The organism is Verrucomicrobiia bacterium (assembly GCA_035489575.1).
GTDB lineage: Bacteria > Patescibacteriota > Saccharimonadia > Saccharimonadales > JAGQNK01 > DATHJY01.
This window is the reverse complement of sequence record DATHJY010000014.1, coordinates 60,606-79,153: the sequence shown is the minus strand read 5'-3', so window position 1 is coordinate 79,153 and position 18,548 is coordinate 60,606. Positions and strand designations below refer to the sequence as shown.

Annotated in this window: 21 protein-coding genes; 15 read left to right on the top strand and 6 right to left on the bottom strand. The window is 50.6% G+C overall.

The genetic code is table 11. The features are described from left to right. The first annotated feature begins 118 nt into the window (after positions 1–118). From VK694_08005 to VK694_07995, 3 genes are all read left to right on the top strand, one after another. Positions 119–379: a hypothetical protein gene (locus VK694_08005; protein HTE58653.1), complete on the top strand. Its 261-nt coding sequence runs from the start codon at positions 119–121 to the stop codon at positions 377–379. A gap of 66 nt (positions 380–445) precedes the next feature. Further along, entirely contained in the window at positions 446–631 is a 186-nt protein-coding gene (locus VK694_08000; GenBank protein HTE58652.1) for a methyltransferase domain-containing protein, read from the top strand. A 25-nt stretch (positions 632–656) separates the two neighbouring features. Next, positions 657–812 carry a hypothetical protein gene (locus tag VK694_07995; protein ID HTE58651.1) on the top strand — a complete coding sequence of 52 codons (156 nt, stop codon included), beginning with the start codon at positions 657–659 and terminating at the stop codon, positions 810–812. Between the two features lie 230 nt (positions 813–1,042). Here VK694_07995 and VK694_07990 read toward each other — a convergent pair whose 3' ends face one another. Continuing rightward, positions 1,043–2,281, bottom strand: coding sequence for an FAD-binding oxidoreductase (locus tag VK694_07990; protein HTE58650.1), 1,239 nt, complete (start codon positions 2,279–2,281; stop codon positions 1,043–1,045). Between the two features lie 208 nt (positions 2,282–2,489). On the opposite strand from VK694_07990, the gene VK694_07985 reads away from it, so the two are divergent. After that, positions 2,490–3,383, top strand: a complete 894-nt coding sequence (locus VK694_07985) for an SDR family oxidoreductase (protein HTE58649.1) — start codon at positions 2,490–2,492, stop codon at positions 3,381–3,383. Between the two features lie 91 nt (positions 3,384–3,474). Here the strand turns inward: VK694_07985 and VK694_07980 are convergent, their stop codons facing one another. Beyond that, on the bottom strand, positions 3,475–4,170 hold the full coding sequence (locus tag VK694_07980) for an NUDIX domain-containing protein (GenBank protein ID HTE58648.1): 696 nt from the start codon (positions 4,168–4,170) through the stop codon (positions 3,475–3,477). Between the two features lie 134 nt (positions 4,171–4,304). Between VK694_07980 and VK694_07975 the strand changes: the two genes are divergently transcribed. The 3 genes from VK694_07975 (at position 4,305) to VK694_07965 (ending at position 7,150) form a co-directional block, all read left to right on the top strand. Beyond that, positions 4,305–4,733, top strand: a complete 429-nt coding sequence (locus VK694_07975) for an NUDIX domain-containing protein (GenBank protein ID HTE58647.1) — start codon at positions 4,305–4,307, stop codon at positions 4,731–4,733. 75 nt (positions 4,734–4,808) lie between these two features. Then, positions 4,809–6,578, top strand: a complete 1,770-nt coding sequence (locus VK694_07970; protein ID HTE58646.1) for an ABC transporter ATP-binding protein — start codon at positions 4,809–4,811, stop codon at positions 6,576–6,578. Between the two features lie 239 nt (positions 6,579–6,817). Then, complete coding sequence (locus tag VK694_07965) at positions 6,818–7,150, top strand: hypothetical protein (protein ID HTE58645.1); 333 nt, start codon at positions 6,818–6,820, stop codon at positions 7,148–7,150. A gap of 139 nt (positions 7,151–7,289) precedes the next feature. On the opposite strand, the gene VK694_07960 is transcribed toward VK694_07965, so the two are convergent. After that, positions 7,290–9,104: a VCBS repeat-containing protein gene (locus VK694_07960; GenBank protein HTE58644.1), complete on the bottom strand. Its 1,815-nt coding sequence runs from the start codon at positions 9,102–9,104 to the stop codon at positions 7,290–7,292. A 237-nt stretch (positions 9,105–9,341) separates the two neighbouring features. Here VK694_07960 and VK694_07955 point away from each other — a divergent pair, with 237 nt between their 5' ends. Beyond that, on the top strand, positions 9,342–10,229 hold the full coding sequence (locus VK694_07955; GenBank protein HTE58643.1) for a phosphotransferase: 888 nt from the start codon (positions 9,342–9,344) through the stop codon (positions 10,227–10,229). 107 nt (positions 10,230–10,336) lie between these two features. Then, positions 10,337–11,626 carry a hypothetical protein gene (locus VK694_07950; protein ID HTE58642.1) on the top strand — a complete coding sequence of 430 codons (1,290 nt, stop codon included), beginning with the start codon at positions 10,337–10,339 and terminating at the stop codon, positions 11,624–11,626. A 5-nt stretch (positions 11,627–11,631) separates the two neighbouring features. Here VK694_07950 and VK694_07945 read toward each other — a convergent pair whose 3' ends face one another. After that, entirely contained in the window at positions 11,632–12,138 is a 507-nt protein-coding gene (locus VK694_07945; GenBank protein HTE58641.1) for a hypothetical protein, read from the bottom strand. 310 nt (positions 12,139–12,448) lie between these two features. On the opposite strand from VK694_07945, the gene VK694_07940 reads away from it, so the two are divergent. Next, on the top strand, positions 12,449–12,667 hold the full coding sequence (locus tag VK694_07940; protein HTE58640.1) for a hypothetical protein: 219 nt from the start codon (positions 12,449–12,451) through the stop codon (positions 12,665–12,667). Positions 12,668–12,689: 22 nt separating this feature from the next. Here VK694_07940 and VK694_07935 read toward each other — a convergent pair whose 3' ends face one another. After that, positions 12,690–13,562 (bottom strand): DMT family transporter, encoded by an 873-nt coding sequence (locus VK694_07935; GenBank protein ID HTE58639.1) that lies wholly within the window; start codon positions 13,560–13,562, stop codon positions 12,690–12,692. Between the two features lie 219 nt (positions 13,563–13,781). Between VK694_07935 and VK694_07930 the strand changes: the two genes are divergently transcribed. The 5 genes from VK694_07930 (at position 13,782) to VK694_07910 (ending at position 17,295) form a co-directional block, all read left to right on the top strand. Continuing rightward, entirely contained in the window at positions 13,782–14,348 is a 567-nt protein-coding gene (locus tag VK694_07930; protein ID HTE58638.1) for a hypothetical protein, read from the top strand. Between the two features lie 17 nt (positions 14,349–14,365). Then, on the top strand, positions 14,366–15,235 hold the full coding sequence (locus tag VK694_07925) for a DMT family transporter (GenBank protein HTE58637.1): 870 nt from the start codon (positions 14,366–14,368) through the stop codon (positions 15,233–15,235). 66 nt (positions 15,236–15,301) lie between these two features. Next, positions 15,302–16,213, top strand: coding sequence for a hypothetical protein (locus VK694_07920; GenBank protein ID HTE58636.1), 912 nt, complete (start codon positions 15,302–15,304; stop codon positions 16,211–16,213). 144 nt (positions 16,214–16,357) lie between these two features. After that, positions 16,358–16,786 carry a DUF4430 domain-containing protein gene (locus VK694_07915; GenBank protein ID HTE58635.1) on the top strand — a complete coding sequence of 143 codons (429 nt, stop codon included), beginning with the start codon at positions 16,358–16,360 and terminating at the stop codon, positions 16,784–16,786. Continuing rightward, entirely contained in the window at positions 16,786–17,295 is a 510-nt protein-coding gene (locus VK694_07910; protein HTE58634.1) for a DUF6580 family putative transport protein, read from the top strand. Before VK694_07915 ends, VK694_07910 begins: the two co-directional genes overlap by 1 nt. Positions 17,296–17,303: 8 nt before the next feature. On the opposite strand, the gene VK694_07905 is transcribed toward VK694_07910, so the two are convergent. Continuing rightward, the gene (locus VK694_07905; GenBank protein HTE58633.1) at positions 17,304–18,494 is read right to left on the bottom strand and encodes a hypothetical protein; all 1,191 of its coding nucleotides are present in this window, start codon (positions 18,492–18,494) and stop codon (positions 17,304–17,306) included. Positions 18,495–18,548: the final 54 nt, after the last annotated feature.

Here is an 18,548-nt window from a genome sequence, read left to right as displayed (position 1 = left end):
CCCCCGCTACTCACCCGGCACAAGTTATGCTTGCCGCTGTGAAGTTGCGGGTGAGATGAGCCAGTGGCTCATCGCAAGGACATGTGACTGAGTCTTCGTTATTGGTATAATTTTTACTATGAACGCGTTAAGCCAACTAGCAACCCTCTACGCCGATCCAGCCCCAGGTTGCTATTACACATGGCACACCGACCCAGCTACGGGGGTAATAGCGGATGTAGATAAACTGGTGTGCGACACGGCGCCCTCGGGAAATACCTCTGCGCTTCTGGTCGCGGCTGGGGTAGCCGTAGCCACATTTCTTTTACTTATGGCTATTATTTTTTATAGAAAGCAAAAACGTACACCTCGGAAAACTCCAAAAAAACACAAACGCTAGATTAAGAGAAACAACCCCGACGCAGACAGTCCACTGCCTTATCCATCCTATGAGGCGCAAGCCGATATGAAACGGTTGCCTTTTGCGGATGGATCGATTGATGTCGCGGTGTCGGATTACACGCTCAATTTTGCCGAAAATAGCGAGGAGGTCGACCAGACTTTCTCGGAGATTGCTCGCGTGCTATCTGCCGACGGTTTTTTTGTTTATGTCTGTCAGGGGCAACCCGAATTTTCCTTGTGGTCCCGATGACGAGCTAACTCCAGATAATAACGAGATGACACAACAGGAGTTGCTGGGTGGCTTGTTCATAAAACAATTACCGCTTGCGACATATCTTGGACTAGCTCAAAAGCATGGCCTGCGGCTTGTCGCAGATGACAATACACCTAACCACTCAGAGATATTGTGTGGTGTTTTAAAGAAAGCTTAGGTTCGAATCCTGACAGGTGTTTTTGGCTCGATATCTGAAGTATGCTCAGGAGATATAAAAAAAGAGGCACTTTCGTGCCTCTTTAATCTGGGGAAGACTTGCACCCACAGATGTAGCCTACTAACTAACAAACTATCTAAAACTGACTATCTAACTTACTAACTCGAACGGCTACATATATAAACGTACTGTTTCACTTTGTCTTCCACAAATAAGTTACCAAGTCTTACTTACGTCGTCAAGTATTTTTTGACCCCATTACCTATGACTCCTGGGATGGATGCTACTGGACGGAAACGTGTAGATTTAAATAAGTCGGCGTAGGGGTTGGGTTTATCTAGAATCATGTCATGCAAAATGGTGGCAGCGACCATGCTCGTGCTCAGGCCCCATTTTTTGAAACCGGTTGCGGTATAGAGGTGCTTAGACCACGGATAGACTTTACCAACCAGGGGCATCTTGTCGTAGGCTAAGTAGTCCATAGCTTTCCAGCGATAGGTTATGGGTGACACGCCAAAGTGCTTCTGGGCATAGGTGGCTAGTTTTTGGTGCCGCCTGAAAGGCAGGCCCAGACCTGGTATATGATTTTCACCTCCGACAAAAAGTAAGTTTTTGCCACCTTCTTGAACTGGCAAAATAGAATACTGCCCCTTGTCTGGTGATACATACATGCCTCTTAGCGTACCCTCGTATTCGCCCGCAACTAGGTATGAAGTGTGCGGGTACTCTAGGGCGCCATAACCGAAGCGTGCCAGTAAAGGGAAGGCCGGGATTTTGGTAGCGACAACTATATATCGAGCAGTCACTGTGCTTGTGCCGACGCCTACTGTTGCTGGGTTGCCATCACGAAAACTTGTTACATTGCTGTGCTCAAATACAGAGCTGCCCTGGCCATGAACTGCTTGGCTCAGGCCCACGGTATATTTCTTGGCGTTAAAGTAAGCTTGATTAGTAAATTTTACGGCCGCTTCTACATGAAATGGCAAGGCCAGCTGGGTCTCGAAACTGGCGGGCAAACCCAGCGACTTAGCTACATGTGCTTCCTTTTTGAACTGCTTTACCTTTTTAGGGTCGGTTGTGTAGACGTAGTTATCTTGCCGCTGCCAGCCGCAGTCTATCTTTTCCTTTTTAATGATTTCCTGAATGCGTTCAATGGCTGATTGATTGGCTGTAGCGTACAAACGGGCAGACTCTTTGCCTAAGTGCTTTTGTATGTCGGCGTATATAAGGTTATGTTGGGAGGTTACCTTGCCTGTAGTGCTGCCCGTAGTACCGCTGCCGATAGTGTTTTTCTCTAGTACAGCAACCTGTAAGCCTGACTGCTTTAATAAATAGGCTGTAGTGAGACCCGTAATCCCCCCACCGACAATTGCTACATCAACGGTAATATCTTTGTTTACAGGTTTGTATGTATGTTTAGGCGTGCTTTCTTTCCAGTAGGATTGCTGTTGTTTTGGCAGTGAGTTCATATCCCAACTGTAGGGTAGGAGACACAAAGGGCAACGATTTATTTAACAAATCTGGCGCAAATATTCAGGCGGAGCTTTGCTCTTGCTCCTGATGAGCAGTTAAAGCTTCTGAAAAGTTCCAAGGCTTCAAAGTAAAGGATTGTAGGCTATATTACTGTCGATAGTCTCATGGTATTGGTAGACTCTAGTAATCTAAAGGGAGGTAGCCATGACCAATCAATTTGCTATGCAGGATCCAGTGACTCAGTACCCGAAACTTACCATACCAAAGCAGCGGCAAGACGAACCAGGACTTGACGCCAAACTGCGACCCAAGGCAGATCATGGCGAAGACACATATGCAGGAAACGATAGGTTGAAGGGGCGCAAGGCGCTGATCACGGGTGCAGATTCAGGCATAGGTGCTGCTGTAGCCATTGCCTTTGCGCGTGAAGGCGCTGACATTGTACTGAATTATCTGCCTCCTGAAGAGGAAGATGCACAGGCGGTTATAAAACTAGTAGAGCAGGCCGGTCGCAAGGCCATCGCTTGTCCAGGTGATATTAGTGATACCGCGTTTTGTAAACGGCTTGTAGATTTCGCCCAAAAGGCTATGGGTGGTTTGGACATTCTGGTAAACAATGCGGGTAGGCAGCTTTACTGCAAAGATATTTTGGAGCTGACTGACCAGCAAATTGAATCAACATTTAGAACCAATATCATGGCTATGTTCTGGCTGGTAAAGGCGGCTCTGCCACATATGCCAAAAGGTGCGAGCATCATTAACACTACTTCGATTCAAGCCTATCAACCATCCGAGGATCTACTGGATTATGCCAGTACCAAAGCAGCAATTGCTAATTTTACCCACGGTCTAGGCAAGCAGCTCGCGCCTAAGGGCATACGAGTGAATGGTGTCGCTCCTGGTCCGGTTTGGACACCTCTTCAGCCCAGTTATGGGCAGCCTATGGAGAAGTTGGTCAAGTTTGGCGAGCAGAGTCCCATGGGACGTGCGGGACAGCCGGCCGAGCTTGCGCCGGCCTATGTATTCTTGGCCTCGCAAGAGTCAAGCTATGTTACAGGAGAAATCATTGGGGTTACAGGAGGACATCACTTACCATAATGTCCGACCAGTCCTGGGGTGATACTGTGCAGCGTGAGCCTGGGCTGCCTAAAGAAAGCCACTGCAGGTCTGGATGCTTGCTGCGGCAGTATTAGTACTCGTCTACGGCAAACGTGTCTTCTCTGTATGTAAAGCTTGTGCCTTCGGCTATCTCTAGCAGTTCGGGGACGCCCTGGTGAAGGGGACCTGTCTTGATTTCATCCAAAGTAAGCCAGAAGTTATCGCCTGTCAGACCGACCCCTTTCAGAGTTCCTTTGGGGTTAGAGGCTTGGGCAACAAAAAAATACTTGTCTTGTACTAGCTCGTCTTTGTAGGTATCCCGGTAGTGGGCAAGGCCACGAATGGTGATATCGCAGTCCAATCCAGTTTCTGCCAGCATGTTGCGTTTGGCTGCCATGGGCACGTCCTCGCCCAGCAGCACTTTGCCGCCAGGCTCGCCTATGTACCCCATGTAGGGCACCCGCGTACGCTTTTGTACTAGGTATTTGGTTTGGCCGTCTTCTGTTTTGCTCAGTACCACACGGACTGCTACGAATCCTTGGTCGATAAACTTATTGGTCTGGCTGTCCATCAGCACTGCTTGGCTGCGTCCCATAACAGATAATTTATAATGCCCGGCTTGGTCTTTTTCTACCAGGTTGTATTTTATGAGTCGCCGCAGGTGGTACGAAAACTGATCGCTCGATACGTCGGTGTCGTTGATCTCCGAAAACCGGAGCGTCTCATGCAAAAATAGCCGCCTGATGATGCCGGCCTGGATGTCGTTTATGTCTGTCTGATTTCTCACTACACCATATTTAAGCACATCTGTCTTCGATATCTAGTGAAGAGGCCTTCACTAGATATGGCTTAGATATATCAGTATGGTACCCCTTGGCGACATGTCGCTTTCACTAAATGCCAAAAAATTGGAGTGAAAGCATGAACGTAACCAAGCAACGAATCGCCTGTAAGGCGCTTATTGAGCATGGCGGAAAAATCCTTATTCTTAGAGAGGCACCTACTTATACAGAAGGTACTAACATTGGTCGGTACCATTTACCGGGTGGTAGGATCGAGATGGGCGAAAAGTTTTTGGTGGGCCTAAAGAGGGAAATATTGGAAGAAACCGGCCTGACAATCTCTGTAGGCAAACCGCTGTTTGTTGGCGAGTGGTTTCCTACGATCCACGGTGAAACCAACCAGATAGTGGCCATATTCTTTGCCTGCAAAGCCAGAACCACACAGGTAAAACTGAGTGCCGAGCATGACGAATATGTATGGATAAAACCCACTGACGTTACCGCTTATGACATCATGGGGCCAGAAGAACAGGTCATAGCCAGCTACCTAAAAGAAACTAGTGTGTAGAGTTAGAGCTTTAGCTCTGAATCTTACTGAGTGACCGCTGTATTTCCGCCAGAGTTTACTCTATGCTAAGGATAAATGAAAAAGAAGTATCTGGATTCTCTGCTCTGGATCGCTAAGCTACAGTGGCAGACCTCTCGGCTGTCCTTTGGCTGGAGTATTTTTGCCAGTGCTATAAATGGTCTGCGCCCTATTGCCCAAACCTTTGCCTTGGCAAAGCTATTGTCCAGTGTCAGTGCAGCGGCCTTGCAGCATGCAGACGCTCACCCAGTGTATGTCTGGCTAGCGGTCTTGCTTGCACTTGAAATTATTGGTCAGTTGGTCAGTGGCATAGACCGGCTAGCCAAGGCGCGGTTTCAGCAAAAAATGGATCTGGTTATTAACGAGCGGTTTTTCTTGAAGACATATGAACTCAGCCAGGAGCAATTTGATGACCAAGAATTTAATACCAAGCTGGATAGGGCACGAGACAGCCTGTCGCAGATGTGGCGGGCGTTGGACGAGATATTTTGGGCAGCCTCTGCGCTGATCGGATTTGTGGGGTCGGTTGCTGCCATCCTGGTGGCTGCGCCGTGGATAGGCATGATCATCATAGCAACCGTCATACCCGTTGCTTTGCTGCAGATGAAGCAAAACAAGTTGCGGGAGGCGGTGTATAAAAAGATCGAACCATATGATCGTATAGCTTACCGGAGCCGTTGGATGCTCATCGACCCGGCCTTTATGCCCGAAATACGACTGATGAACGCCTTTAAAAAGATGATTGCCTCATGGCGGACACACCTCAAAAAATCCCAAGACATGATGTATGCCAGTGACAAACGGCTGGTAAAACTCGATATGGGAGCAGAAGCGGTGCAGCCCCTGGTAAGCTTTGGCGCCAGCATTTATTTCTTTAGATTATTGCTTGCCGGTTCGATTGGCCTGGACCGGTTTATCTTCTTGCGCGGCATGCTAGAGCAGGCCAGTAGCGGCGCAACGCAAATGGCCAGTTCGGTGCAGCGGCTGCACGAGCTGTCCATTGGTCTGCAAAATTTCAGCGAAGTGTATGACACGCCTCCGGCTATTCCGAATGGGCACATAAAGATCCAGCGTCCGCTGACCATCGAGTTTAAGAACGTCAGTTTTGCCTATCCAGGCACTAAGCAGCCGGTGCTGGATGATGTCTCGTTCCTGATGGTGCCTGGCAGCAAGCTGGCACTTGTTGGTGAAAACGGTGCCGGCAAGACGACGCTTATAAAGTTGCTCTTGCGGCAGTACTTGCCCACTGCAGGCACCATAACAATTAATGGCACAGATATTCGTGATATCGAACAAGAAAGCTACTACCAGACCATCAGTAACCTCAGCCAAGAGTTCTTGATTGTGCAGCACTTGTCCATTAAAGATAACTTGGTTATGGGACTTACCACTGAACCGCCCGACGAAGAGATATACAAGACAACTGACCTGGTGGATGCTACGGGATTTGTGCAGAAGCTACCCAATAAGCTGAAGACTCGGCTGGATTCGTCATTCGACGACGGTACTAATTTATCAGGTGGACAAAAACAACGACTTGGAGTGGCTCGAGCCTTGCTGCGCCACGGCGATATTATGATTCTGGACGAGCCCACTAGCGCCATCGATGCCAAAGCCGAGTATGCCATCTTTAACAATATCTATAAGTCGCACGCAGGCAAGACCACTCTGATTGTCAGCCACCGTTTCAGCACAGTCCGCAAGGCTGACAAAATTATTGTCATGGAGAAGGGCAAGATTACCGAATATGGATCGCATGAAGAATTGCTGAAATACGGTGGGCTTTACAAAGAAATGTTCGAGGCCCAAGCTGAGGGTTATAAGTAGGCATCACCTGGCTTGTCGTCGCTTGACGTATATCACGGTTAGTGAGTAAATAGTACTGTAGTAGGTTCAGCGGGAAGAGCTTCTGGCTCTTCCGTCCAATGCGGTTGCTACATAAAGATATCTAATCTAGGAGTCTTTATGTGCAGCTTTTTTTGTACCATAGAACCCATCCCAAAACCCACTTTCGCATTTGAAAAGGGGTTTTGGGATGGGTTCTGGGCTCCGGCAAGGAGTACGGCATGAGAAAACAAATAGAAGAGGGGCCAAACCCAGCCATCTGCCAAAAGTGGGAAGAAACGGAGAGAGGGTGGGGCGAGCGCCCCGACGGGTTTTCGCTGCACCTTTCACTGGATGGCCTGAGGCGGTATATCAAAGCGTACTGGGACCGCATGCCAGACCAGGCGCCGAGCGAGTACTCACGGCCCAACGGCACGCCCTATTCTGTGGGAGTGAGTGACGAGGTTGCTGCCCAGATAGAGGCCAGCAACGACGGCCTGCGGTTCTATGAAAGCCACGACTATCCAGGCTCTGGCGGCATAGATGGCTGGATGCGAAAAAACTCTGAAGATTAGTTGGTAGCCATAGATCCTGTTGCGGTTAATAAAGTTGGAGAGTGAGTAGGGATTCGGTTATCCAGGCAATAGCCCGGCGAATCCCTACTCACTCCGTGATCAGATCAGTGCGACTCGCACGCGAGTCTGACCTGCATACCTACATGTGGTACCAATTCCAGTCGCCTACCCCGGAGTCCCAGATTTCGGTCTGTCCCTGCGGACCACTTGCCGAACCGTAGAACGCCCATAGTCGCGTACGACTGCTGGGATAATTGTAGAAAGCGCCGATGTCGTCGTACTGGCCACCGTCGAAGTTGCCAGTGACGTACTTGGCGTTGGAGCTGAGCCAGTTGCCCACACCAGAGTCCCAAGCTGGGGTCTGGCTCATCGAGCTGGAAGCCGAACCATAGAACACCCACAACCGGGTTCGGTTGCTGGCGTACTGGAAGAAAGCCCCGACGTCGTCATAGCTGTCACCGTCGAAGTTGCCGGCCACCAACGTGGTGTTGCCAAGTGCCCAGTTGCCTGCGCCCGAGTCCCAGGCAGTGACAGGGTCGTTCAGGCCATCCACGGCATTGCCGTAGAAAAGACGGATACGAGTGAGGCTATTGCCGTAGTCGTACATGGCAACCACATCGTCATAGCTGTCACCGTCGAAATTGCCACTCACCAGCTTTGTGTTGGCGAGAATCCAGTTTCCGGCACCCGAACTCCACGCGTGCGACTGACTACTCAGACCATTGTTACCAGCGAACAGCCAAGCCTGTGTCAGGTTGCCGCCGTACTGGTAGAATGCCATGAGGTCGTCATGATCGTCGCCATCGAAGTTGCCGGCCACCAGCTTGGTCTTGCTCAGAGCCCAGTTGCCTGCGCCCGAACCCCACGTGATGACCGGAGCATCAACCTCGCCGTTGACGTTGCCGTAAAAGACGAGGATCTGCGTCAGGTTGCCGCCGTAGTCGTACATGGCAGCGATGTCGTCGCGGTCGTCGTTGTTGAAGTCACCCGCTACATACTGTGCTCTGTCGGCGTTCCAGTTTCCGGGCCCGGAGTCCCAGATGTCAACGGGATCCTGCGGACCACTTGCCGAACCATAGAACACCCACAGCATGGAACGGCTGTTGGCATAGCTGTAAAAGGCGCCGATATCGTCCCATCCATCGTTGTTGAAGTCGCCGACCGCGGTGTGCTGGGTCTCGACTGCCGGCGGCGTGGACGGAGGATCTTCGATGCCTGGCTGAGCGCCGCTGCACTCCTGCTGTGCCGCGGTCCCATTGGCTCCCAGAAGGCCAATATCTGTGCCTAAACTCAGCGTCATGCCGGCCTTGTGGCTGGTATTGCTGTGGTTGTAGTAGCACGAGTAGCCGGTGCTCGGGCTGATGTTCTTGACACCAATATGAGCATGCGGCCAAGAGTTTTGTGCATTAAAGTGGCACTCAATGTCCACCTTGCCAATGATCTGATTCCCGCTCATGGCAGTGTTGAGCGCAGCCTGGCTGCTCACTTCGTTCTTCAGATGATCGAAGTACACTTGGCCAACCCATGTCGAGTCAACCTTGATGTTGATCACGAGCCGGTGCCCGCATCCACCATCCGGGAACGACACATACTGGTAGGTCAGTCCGCCAGTGGCGTTGCTAAACTTCAGCCGGACATCGGTGCCGTCAGGCGCATAGACGTCTGTAGCCCAGTGGTAGCCGTAGGGCTCGTGGCATGACGGATGAGCCGTCTGTGTGTCCCCCGGCCCACACAAGGCGTTGGTTGGCGCGTCGTAGGCCCACTGGCCCTCGAATGGCATGCCGATCTGCACGCTTTCGCCATTGGCCGCCGCAGCTGGCTGCTGGGTCGAGACCACCCCGGCCGTGGTGAGGCCAAGGGTGCCCGCCAGAAAAGCCAGGATCACCAAGAGATGTCGAGAACGTGCTGTTCTCGACCGAACTGTTATCAGCGACAACAAGATCACCTCTTTCAAGGTTTTGGTAGTTTGTAGGTATGAAGTACAAGTGGCCGCTACTTAGGGTTCGCGGTCAAGCAACGCTGCTAGATGATTTCCACTTAGGGGGTATTTTAAAGGCATAAACCACTCTTTTACAAATAGAAGAGAGGGTGGTGGCTTGGGGGTGACTCCCATCACGCCCTCCCATCTAGTACATCGAGTGATTCGGCTACCGTAACTACTTTGCTATAGTTGTTCCATAAAGGAATTACTATGCCAAACCCAATTGACTGGAATCAGATAGAAGCAAACCTGCACACCATGACCCATGCAACTGGTGGCTTTAGCCAGGCTCAAAGAGGGTTGGTAGGCCTTCCAGGTGGCGGTCAAGTGTTTGTCAAAATTGGGACCGAGGAAAACTCTAAGGCCTGGGCCAAAAAAGAAGTAGCAGTTTATCGTTACTTGCAGGACCAGTCCTACACTGCTATCCCAGCACTTTTAGCTGCAAGCCCTGACCAAACAGCCTTTTCGCTGGAGGCTCTGAAGCCAGAAGATGGCTGGGACTGGTCAGAGACGTGGACGGCCGAGCGACTGGCCGCAACCCTACAAGCCATGGATGATCTAGCCGCGCTGCAGCCCAAGCATGAAGACTGGATGTCTCTGGGCCAGGTAGCTCTAGACGAAGGCCGCGATGGGTGGGGTCCGTTGGCACAATCAACCGAACTACAGCAGGAGTTGCGGGAAAAGCTGAAGACGGCAGGGCAGTCCCAGATTGCCGAGGCCCTCGACTTTACAGCCCAGGCTGAGCGCACTGCATCCTTTGTTTTTAGGACTGACACACTTGTTCATTACGACGTGAGGGCTGATAACTGTGCCTGGAACCCGGTCCAGAAACAAGTCAAACTAGTGGACTGGAACTGGACTCAACTGGGTGATACGCGTGTAGATAGTTCTGCCATGTTGGCTCACGTACAGCGGACAGGGCTGGATGTGTACCCGCTCTATGCAGACAGGCTAGACGCAGATGCCCTGCACTGGCTGGCTGGTTTTTGGCTGCGGGCAGCAATTACACCCATATGGCCCGACGGCCCCGCGCACCTGCGCGACATGCAGCTGCAAGTTGGTATCACGGCACTTGGGCTAGCACATAGCATAGAGTAGTAACGTCCCAAAGGGGTTAATGGAAAAGTTATCCACTGGTCTTTCGGGGTGTCTGTACGGCAGGGTGATATACTTTAAGACAACTAATATAAGGAAACAAAAACAAAATGATGGGCATACATAAAAATGAGCGTGGTTCGCACGTAGTAGCTCTTGTGCTGCTCGTAGTAGTCATTGGGGCGGTGGGGTTTGCGGGTTATCGGGTCATGAATAAAGACAAGAACAAGCCAGATACCAACAGTGCTCAGTTTGCCGGCGATGCCGTAACGCGTGGCAAATACTTGTCACACGATCAGTGCGAAGGCGAAGGCAGTAAAAAGCTCGGGTCTGCGCCCATGAAGATGGCCGACGTCAGTACCATTTTGCCCTACGGCCTGATGGTGGGCGGACACGTGACACCCGTTGATCACCAATATTACTATGGCAAAAATCAAAAAGCTGCCGCCAATACCTATGACGTCATGGCACCCGGCGACGGCACATTGGTAAATGTCGAAGTACGCCCTAAGGCTACGGGCCCGGCAGATGTCCGCGGTGTCATTAGCTATTCGTGTACTTTCTTTAGCTACTTTGACCTAACTAATTCTCTCAGCCCAGAGATTGCTAACAGCATGCCAGCAGGCTGGGAAACAAAGAACGGTCCGCAGAAGATCAAGATTGCGGTCAAAGAAGGCCAGGTGATTGCCAAGGTTGGCGGCCAATCTTTGGACTTTGCCGTATGGGACACCACTAAAAACCTCAAGGGATTGCTAGTGCCTGCAGCCTACAACAACTACGAACCATGGAAGATCAATACTGCCCAGCCACTGGACTACTACACAGACGCCGTAAAGAACGAGGTGCTTCCTTACTATGTCCGCAAGGCAGAACCACGTGACGGCCGGCTAGACTATGATGTCGATGGTAAGGCAGTTGGTAGCTGGTTCAAGCAGGGAACCAACGGTTACATTGGTGCATTCAAAGAGGCAGAGTTTAACTCTATGTCTTACGCTGACGGACACTTGTCACTTGCCCCCGATTACCTCGACCCAAGTGGCTGGGTGTTCTCTACGGGTGCCGTTAGCCATGGCAGCCAGTACACCATCAAATCACCGTCGGTTGCACCAGACAAATTGGACGAAAAAAGCGGTGTCGTCAAGTACGAGCTAGCACCACTAGAGCACAACGATCAAACAGGCTCTAGGTGGATGGGTACCAGCGTGCCGGCCAGCGTAAAGCTGAGCACCACTGGCCAAACCATGGGCACCGTGCTTGTAGAGCTAAAGGGCAAGCGTGAACTAAAAGTAGAGGTGTTCTTGGGCAAAAACCCAAGCCAGGTCAGCAGCTTTACCAGCGCAGCTATCACCTACGATCGTGGCGACAAGGCCACTACTATGATGGGTCCCGACCAAAGATAATCAGGCTAGCTAAGAAGTGTCCGAAGTTCGGGCACTTCTACTGGTATTGAGTCATGCTGCAATTCTTCGTCAGTGAAAATTCGAATGCCGGCGTTGGGCTGCAGTGCGTAGAGCGTGATATGAGCAGGCTGCGAGGGTAGGTCTATCTGAAACTTTTGCCGCAAGGTATCAAAGAAATCAGATAGCCCAGGCACCTCGGTCATAACAACCAGCGTTTTTTTGTGCTCGCGTTGCGCAAATCGAAATTCTGGCAGGAGTTTGTAGGCGGCCAGAGACTGATTGCCTACAAATTTCTTAAATTCATCCACAATTTCTTTTTCTACTCGTTGCTTATTTTTTAGGTCAATCAGTTGCGCTAATTTGTAGGCGCATACTAACGAGATATGGAATTCTGGTTTTCGCAAAAGCTCAAATCCTTGCACGGTAACCTGTTCGGGTAGTGTCCCTAAGCCCAGGTGCCACAAAATGATGAAGCCAAGCTCGTAGTTGTATTCTTTTGGTAGTTCGTTCATGAGCTAAGGATACCAGTTCTGATATGATGAGGTTATGAAAAATGCTGTTATTGTCGCTGATTATCTGGACCACGATGAATGAAAATTAAACGATGTCATAATATGAGATTAGGAATATGTCAACTTTTGCAGTATAATTTTAAGTAATCTATGTTGTCCAATTACCGCCTATTCAGCAGGGCTGCATAAAGAGTGCTAGAAGAGATAAGAAGGGAGGGAACATGTCGAAAGATAAGGGTCGTAAAGAGACCAAAAAACCTAAGAAAGCCAAAGAATAACCATGCCGACACTAAGAAGAAGAGTAGACTTTTTGAATTCCGAAGAAGGGCTAGAATCTAAGCGCGTACTCCGGCAAATGGATGCGGACACCGCTTATAATACGCAACCCACCTACTCCTCCAACACCAAGCTGTATCCCGACAACCTCATTCCATTTGTTGATAAACATATGGACTACTTGTGTAGCCATCCGGCCACTGACCCCCAGCATTATATCTCTAACTTGCGACTTATCTCACGGCTCAAGTAGTCTAGGCAATACTCGCCAAGCACTAGGCAGATCTGAGTAGTGCGATACCAATGACGCCGGCAAAAGTGATAACGACCCCAAGGTATTTACGCGCAGACAACCTTTCGCGTAAAAGCATGCGAGCAAACATGACAGTGAGGGCGCCGCTTGCGCCCGTTACAGGCGAGGCAATCGAGGCTGGAGCGTATGAAAAACTCAGCCACAAAAACCCGGTGCCTATAATGTTAAGCAGACCACCCAGCAAGGCGTTCTTATAGGTGGCAAATCTGCGGACGGTTCCTTGTATGGCATGCCTCACTGATTCTTTCTCGAGACGCAAGTATGCAATAGCAACTGGCACCTGGACAAAGCCCAGCATGAACAGCAGGCTAAAATCTCCGGATCGATTTATATAGCCCTTCGACAGAGTATCTGATAGGCCGATACAAACTGCGGCTACAAAAGGCCACACCACTTCTTTGCGCAGCCTTAGCTCATGCTTCTCTAGCTTGCTGGGCAGGCTGGCGATGATGCTCCCCACAATGGTGACAGCTACAAATATCATAAGCGGCTTCGAGAGTACCTCGTTATTAATAACTCTAGAGAACAGCACAGTATAGACCGGGTAGGTTGCCAGGACGGTTGCGGTAACGCCCAGCTCGCCGCGACTCAGCGCAAAAAAGACAATAGCTTCGGAGAGTATGGCAGAGATAAACGCAAACAAGATTGCTTGCTCTAGATTGATGTCTAGGGATACTCCCATAACAAGTGCAAGAGGCACCCACAGTAGCAACCCAAAAATAGCATCAAAGAAAAAGGCTACGGACGGTTTGAGCTCTTTATAACTCTTGCGCAGAGTTACCTGCGATAGGCCGATAAACAGGGCACACAGGAGCGCGAGAGTAATTCCGGTCATTTCCCCTAGTATACCTATGGCTTCGTGGTCGGCCTATTTTGGGGTATGCTGAAGATAGCCACTCTAACACAAAACGCTCCCATCTAGCCAGCGTCCGAGCGGCCAGAAACCTCCAATCCTCAGTCAACATATATCCGATATGCTTCCTTCGGCCTGAAGTTTTCTGGCTCACTCGGAGCATCTGGCTAAAAGGCAGGTTTTGTATTACGCTGGCTATGTATGAAACTTGTATCAAAACAGTCAGTTCTGGCTATGGCAATTTTAGTGGTGACGTTCTTTTTTGGGGTGATTTTTGTGTCGGTGCAGCAGGCGCTCCGGCTGGGCGCTAACGAACCGCAGGGCTCTATGGCCCAGGACGTGGCCAAAGAACTTAATTTGGGTCGTAAACCACAGGATCTGTTCAAGGATCAAGTAGATATTGGATCTAACATGGCGCCGTTTGTGATTGTGTACGACAAATACGGCAAGGTAGTGGCTGGCAGTGGTTACCTGGATGGCACTATCCCAGAAGTGCCCGTAGGTGTACTAGCGGCCGCCAAGGGTAACAAGGTCAACAAAGTTACTTGGCAACCAAACGAGAGAGTGCGTATAGCCTCGGTAAGCCGAGAGGCCGATAACTACTACGTCCTGGGCGGACGCTCACTGGCTGTGGTAGAGCGCAAGATCACTTCGTTTACTCGGTGGTTGATCGCTGCCTGGCTGCTCAGCCTGGCAGCAGCAGTCGGTATATATAGACTCAGCACCAAACCAGCTCAGAAAAAATCTAAGCCCACAATCACAGAATAATTTAAGGAGTAGCGCGTATGTTTGGGGCGATTATTGGAGCTGTTGTAGCAAGCCTGTCTTTTGCTTTTGCAGACAATGCCAACGGTATTGCGGTTCAGAAAAATTCGACATACAAAGTGGCGGTCTGGGCGGTGCTGTTTAGTAGTGTGCTGTTCTTTGTGCCCATGCTGCTGTTCTTTGGCCACGAAATAGAAAAACTGAACTTAGTAAACGTACTGCTTATTTTTGGTACAGGTATTTTGGTGGCGCTGGGGTATTTGTCTTTCCTGACAGGAATGAATAAAGGTAGCGTGACGCTGACTGGCGTTATTGGTGGGGCCTATCCGGCCATGACTACCCTCACGGCACTCCTGTTTTTTGGCGAGCGGCTATCGCTGGCTCAGGGCTTTGCTATTGCGATCATTCTGATAGGCATCGCCCTGTCCTCGCTGGAGGGCAACGCGCGATCACTCATCAGCGGCATTAGAGGCAGTGCCTTGGTGTACGCTCTGGGGGCTTTTTTCCTGTGGGGGGTTTACTTTGCGGTGGTCCGGATTCCGATAGAAAGAGTAGGCTGGTTTTTGCCCCAGTACGGGTCTAATATTATTGCCCTGCCACTGTATCTGTTCATTGCCTGGCGCATGGGCGAGAAGGCGGTGTTGAGCCGACCAAAACTGCCGGGGCTGATTGCTCTTATTAGCGTGTTGCAGATAGTTGGTGGGGTGGCCTTTAACTATGCTATTAGCAAGGGCGATACATCTATTGTGGCGCCCATTGCTGGCAGTTCGCCGGCGGTCTTCGTGGTCTTGGCGTATTTTATCTTCAAAGAAAAGATCAAGCCCATACAGATAGTAGGAATCGTAAGTGTCATTGTGGGCATAATCGGCTTGTCTATCCTGAGTAGCTAAGAGCAAGAATGGCTCTTCTATGACGGGAAGGTTTGCATCAGAAACAAATTTGTCGTAAGAATAGGTATGGCCTATACGGATTCACCCCAAGAAATGAAAAAAATCTCTTCAATAAAAGAAGAGTGCTTTGAGTTGTTGGAGCAATACCGATGTGGCCGGCGTGATCCTTATGTTACGTTTTTGCTATTAGAAGAAAAGAGAGTTGTTGGTGCTTACTTTGCTGGCGAGTTCGCCCTGGAGCTGGCCGGGACTGTGCCCATGCCAGAAGCTGAAGAGTGGGTGGACAAGGCAGAACACAAGCTCCAGCCGAGAAACTTCAACAAGCAATCAAGAGACCTGAATGTCTACTCTTCATTTGCAGCCCGAGCGGCTGTTCGCCGGGCGCAGCTGCCGCTGCATAGACATATGCTGACCACCCAGACACTGCCGCCTTTGGATTTGGTCGAGGAAACCTATATGCGAACCCTGGAAGACTCCAAGCAGGTAACAGAAGTGTTACGGGCAAAAGTGGGGAGTGCTCCAGAGATAGGCAGACAGGCGTTGGTGGGGCTCTTAGGTGAAGTGAGTGTTTTGCTATTAGGGCAACGCGCTGCAAAAACAATAGGTACCCATGAGTGGTTTCCCTTGCAGTCAACCCTGTTCGAGGACAATGCAAACCGCTTCCAGGGCCCCGGTCATGGCTGGGACGTGTCCTTCTTTACGCATATGAGCGTAGAGGATCCAATTGACCTGGCTTATAAAGTGCAGGTAAAGACAAGAGACGGTCCTTATGGAGGGGAAAAGGACGAGCCTGGTATCGCTCGGCTGAATATTACCCCAGACTTGGTAGTGGACAAGCGCGAACAGCCTCATTTACTGGCAGCTGTTATTATCGAAGAATGTTACCTGGAAGCAACCTATCCCGAAGCGGCTGTCCAGCGCGTGATGCCCTCGCTCGGCAAGCGTACCGGAAGACTGCTGGACAAGATCGAGCAGTAACTGGTGCATCTGGCCACTTGGGCCGTCTAGTGTTGTTCTTTTTATGCTTACCTAGCTATATAGCGTTTTGGGTGGTAGGCTAGACATACAAGCTGTGAGAGGCTATGTAATAAACAAAAAACCTAAAAAACGTGGGGGTATTCCATGCGTAATCATAAATCTAAAATCATTGTCACGGGCGCCACGCTTGTAGTGGGTGTCGTTGCTGTCTTGGGCTTTACTTTCTTGGGTAAAGATAAGCCAAAAGACAACTCGCAGCAAACCACACAAACGACGCAGGACACTCAAAGCACGCCGGCTCCGCAGGCACCAGCGGCAGAAGTAAAAGAAATAAAATATGATGGTGTCGAGGGCAAGAACGCCCTAGAACTGTTGCGCCAGAGCCACAAGGTAGAGACCAAAGTCTACCAGGGTATGGGCGAGCTGGTGACCAGCATAGATGGCAAGCCTGCTGATTTTGACCACTTTTGGGCGCTGTATGTGAACGACCAGCAGTCGCAGGTCGGGGCTGACGCCTACATAACCAAGACTGCCGATAAGTTAGAGTGGAAGTTCGAGGAGATTAAGGACTAATGTTGGCACTGCTGTTGGTAGTGTTGGGGGCGGGTATGCGGCTGTTGCCGCACCTGCCCAACTTTACGCCTATTGCAGCTATTGCGTTGTTTGGCGGGGTATACCTAAAGCGCGAGTATGCACTGGCGCTGCCGCTGGCCGCATTGTTTTTGTCTGATTTTGCACTGGGGTTTGACTCGTGGCAGGGACGGCTCACCGTCTATGGGTCGTTTGTGCTGATTGGGTTATTGGGGCTGGTTATACGGCGCAAGAAAAATCTGGGCACAGTAGTGGCCGGCAGCCTGGGCGGCTCGCTCGTGTTCTATCTTATTACCAACTTTGCTTATTTCTACGCGCCTACCATGTACCCACATACCCTTGCGGGTGCCATGAGCTCTTACTATAACGCTCTGCCGTTTTTCAGAAACACACTCATGGGAGACTTGTTCTACACCGGCCTGCTATTTGGGGCCTACGAGCTAGTGCACCTGCTGGTCAAACAAAAGACCAGGGTACCAGTAGCGGCATAGGGTTTGGTCTATTCTGTGGGTATTAGCTGGGACGCCTCTAGGGCGTCGCGTGCAGCCTTGACGGCTGCGACAGCAGCCCGGAGTTGGCCGATTGCCTCTGGCGTCTCGACGTCTAAGAAGCGTAGTGGGCGCACCTCTAGTGTGTCGAGCTCGATCCGTGCCCATTTTCCTTGCTGGGCAGCTGCTGCTTCGGCCTGCTCTACCACCTCGCGCCCAGGAATATAGACGCCGCCAATAACCAGCGGCAGATTTCCTGCGTCATCTTGAACGGTGCGCAAGGCCAGCATCGAGTGGTTATCTGTCAGTTTGATAGAGCCAACAAGTTGCCCCTGGACTGACACGAGCGCCACATTCCCATGAGCACTAGGTTCGCTGGTGCTCTCCTCTAAAAGAGTTTTCCTATGCCCCCGGTCCATAACAGGGCAGTCGCCAGCAAAGTAATTAACATGTCGCACTTGTCGTATGGCATTTGAACGGTGTATTTCTTTATCTGGAATTTCGTCCCAAATTTCTAAGCTTTCGGGCGCATCTAGGCCAAGTTCTCCGAAAAGCGGTAGCCTTGCATCGGGTTCAACAAATGCGAGTAGTTGGCGCAATGTTTCGGGATCGTCAGATAGTGCGTGGCTGAGCTTGCTGCTATAGAGTGCTATATCCTGTGCTCCTCCGGCCTCAAATGAGATTTGAGTGGTCCGGAGTAAAATCTCGGCGCGGGCCTGGACTGATACAGTGTCTTGCCAGGTATCCATCCACCGTAACGTTGATTGTGTCAGCTCCCAGCCTTCGGGTACTTGTATGACATCCAACAACCACTCTTCGGTATTGAATTCATAGGGCGCAACGTGTGGCAAAAAGCCAGCAATAGCCAGCGCTTCGTACGGCGCAATAGTGCGGGTTTGATCTCTGCTGTCTTGCAGTCCAGCCCCGTTCGGTACGTCAGCTACTCTTGTAATAAGCTCTGCCTGCGAATGTGCTGAATGGGCGAAAGAGGCAGCTGCCTGAATATGCAGTCCGACAAGCTCCACTGCTTCTTCGTAAGTGAACTCGTCCTGCAGCAACACCTCTACTGCGGTGTCGGCGGTTTGCTCGAGCTCTGGTGTATGAGGAATCGATATTTCGTGATAGAAAATAGGACTATCCAAAGAGCCGGGGCGCCTTCGTGAGCCACCTCGTTGGTAATCCGCTAAGTCAACCTCGATCATAAATATATTATAACATCTTAATATAAAAAAGCTAGGACGACATCTTGCCCAAAG

Excerpts from the sequence above, each read along its gene's own strand:
- VK694_07955 (HTE58643.1), top strand. The coding sequence starts at position 9,342 with ATGCCAAACCCAATTGACTGGAATCAGATAGAAGCAAACCTGCACACC.
- VK694_07935 (HTE58639.1), bottom strand. The coding sequence starts at position 13,562 with ATGACCGGAATTACTCTCGCGCTCCTGTGTGCCCTGTTTATCGGCCTA.
- VK694_08000 (HTE58652.1), top strand. The coding sequence starts at position 446 with ATGAAACGGTTGCCTTTTGCGGATGGATCGATTGATGTCGCGGTGTCG.
- VK694_07920 (HTE58636.1), top strand. The coding sequence starts at position 15,302 with ATGGCCTATACGGATTCACCCCAAGAAATGAAAAAAATCTCTTCAATA.
- VK694_07945 (HTE58641.1), bottom strand. The coding sequence starts at position 12,138 with ATGAACGAACTACCAAAAGAATACAACTACGAGCTTGGCTTCATCATT.
- VK694_07970 (HTE58646.1), top strand. The coding sequence starts at position 4,809 with ATGAAAAAGAAGTATCTGGATTCTCTGCTCTGGATCGCTAAGCTACAG.
- VK694_07905 (HTE58633.1), bottom strand. The coding sequence starts at position 18,494 with ATGATCGAGGTTGACTTAGCGGATTACCAACGAGGTGGCTCACGAAGG.
- VK694_07985 (HTE58649.1), top strand. The coding sequence starts at position 2,490 with ATGACCAATCAATTTGCTATGCAGGATCCAGTGACTCAGTACCCGAAA.
- VK694_07950 (HTE58642.1), top strand. The coding sequence starts at position 10,337 with ATGATGGGCATACATAAAAATGAGCGTGGTTCGCACGTAGTAGCTCTT.
- VK694_07965 (HTE58645.1), top strand. The coding sequence starts at position 6,818 with ATGAGAAAACAAATAGAAGAGGGGCCAAACCCAGCCATCTGCCAAAAG.
- VK694_07925 (HTE58637.1), top strand. The coding sequence starts at position 14,366 with ATGTTTGGGGCGATTATTGGAGCTGTTGTAGCAAGCCTGTCTTTTGCT.
- VK694_07995 (HTE58651.1), top strand. The coding sequence starts at position 657 with ATGACACAACAGGAGTTGCTGGGTGGCTTGTTCATAAAACAATTACCG.
- VK694_07910 (HTE58634.1), top strand. The coding sequence starts at position 16,786 with ATGTTGGCACTGCTGTTGGTAGTGTTGGGGGCGGGTATGCGGCTGTTG.
- VK694_08005 (HTE58653.1), top strand. The coding sequence starts at position 119 with ATGAACGCGTTAAGCCAACTAGCAACCCTCTACGCCGATCCAGCCCCA.
- VK694_07975 (HTE58647.1), top strand. The coding sequence starts at position 4,305 with ATGAACGTAACCAAGCAACGAATCGCCTGTAAGGCGCTTATTGAGCAT.
- VK694_07990 (HTE58650.1), bottom strand. The coding sequence starts at position 2,281 with ATGAACTCACTGCCAAAACAACAGCAATCCTACTGGAAAGAAAGCACG.
- VK694_07915 (HTE58635.1), top strand. The coding sequence starts at position 16,358 with ATGCGTAATCATAAATCTAAAATCATTGTCACGGGCGCCACGCTTGTA.
- VK694_07930 (HTE58638.1), top strand. The coding sequence starts at position 13,782 with ATGAAACTTGTATCAAAACAGTCAGTTCTGGCTATGGCAATTTTAGTG.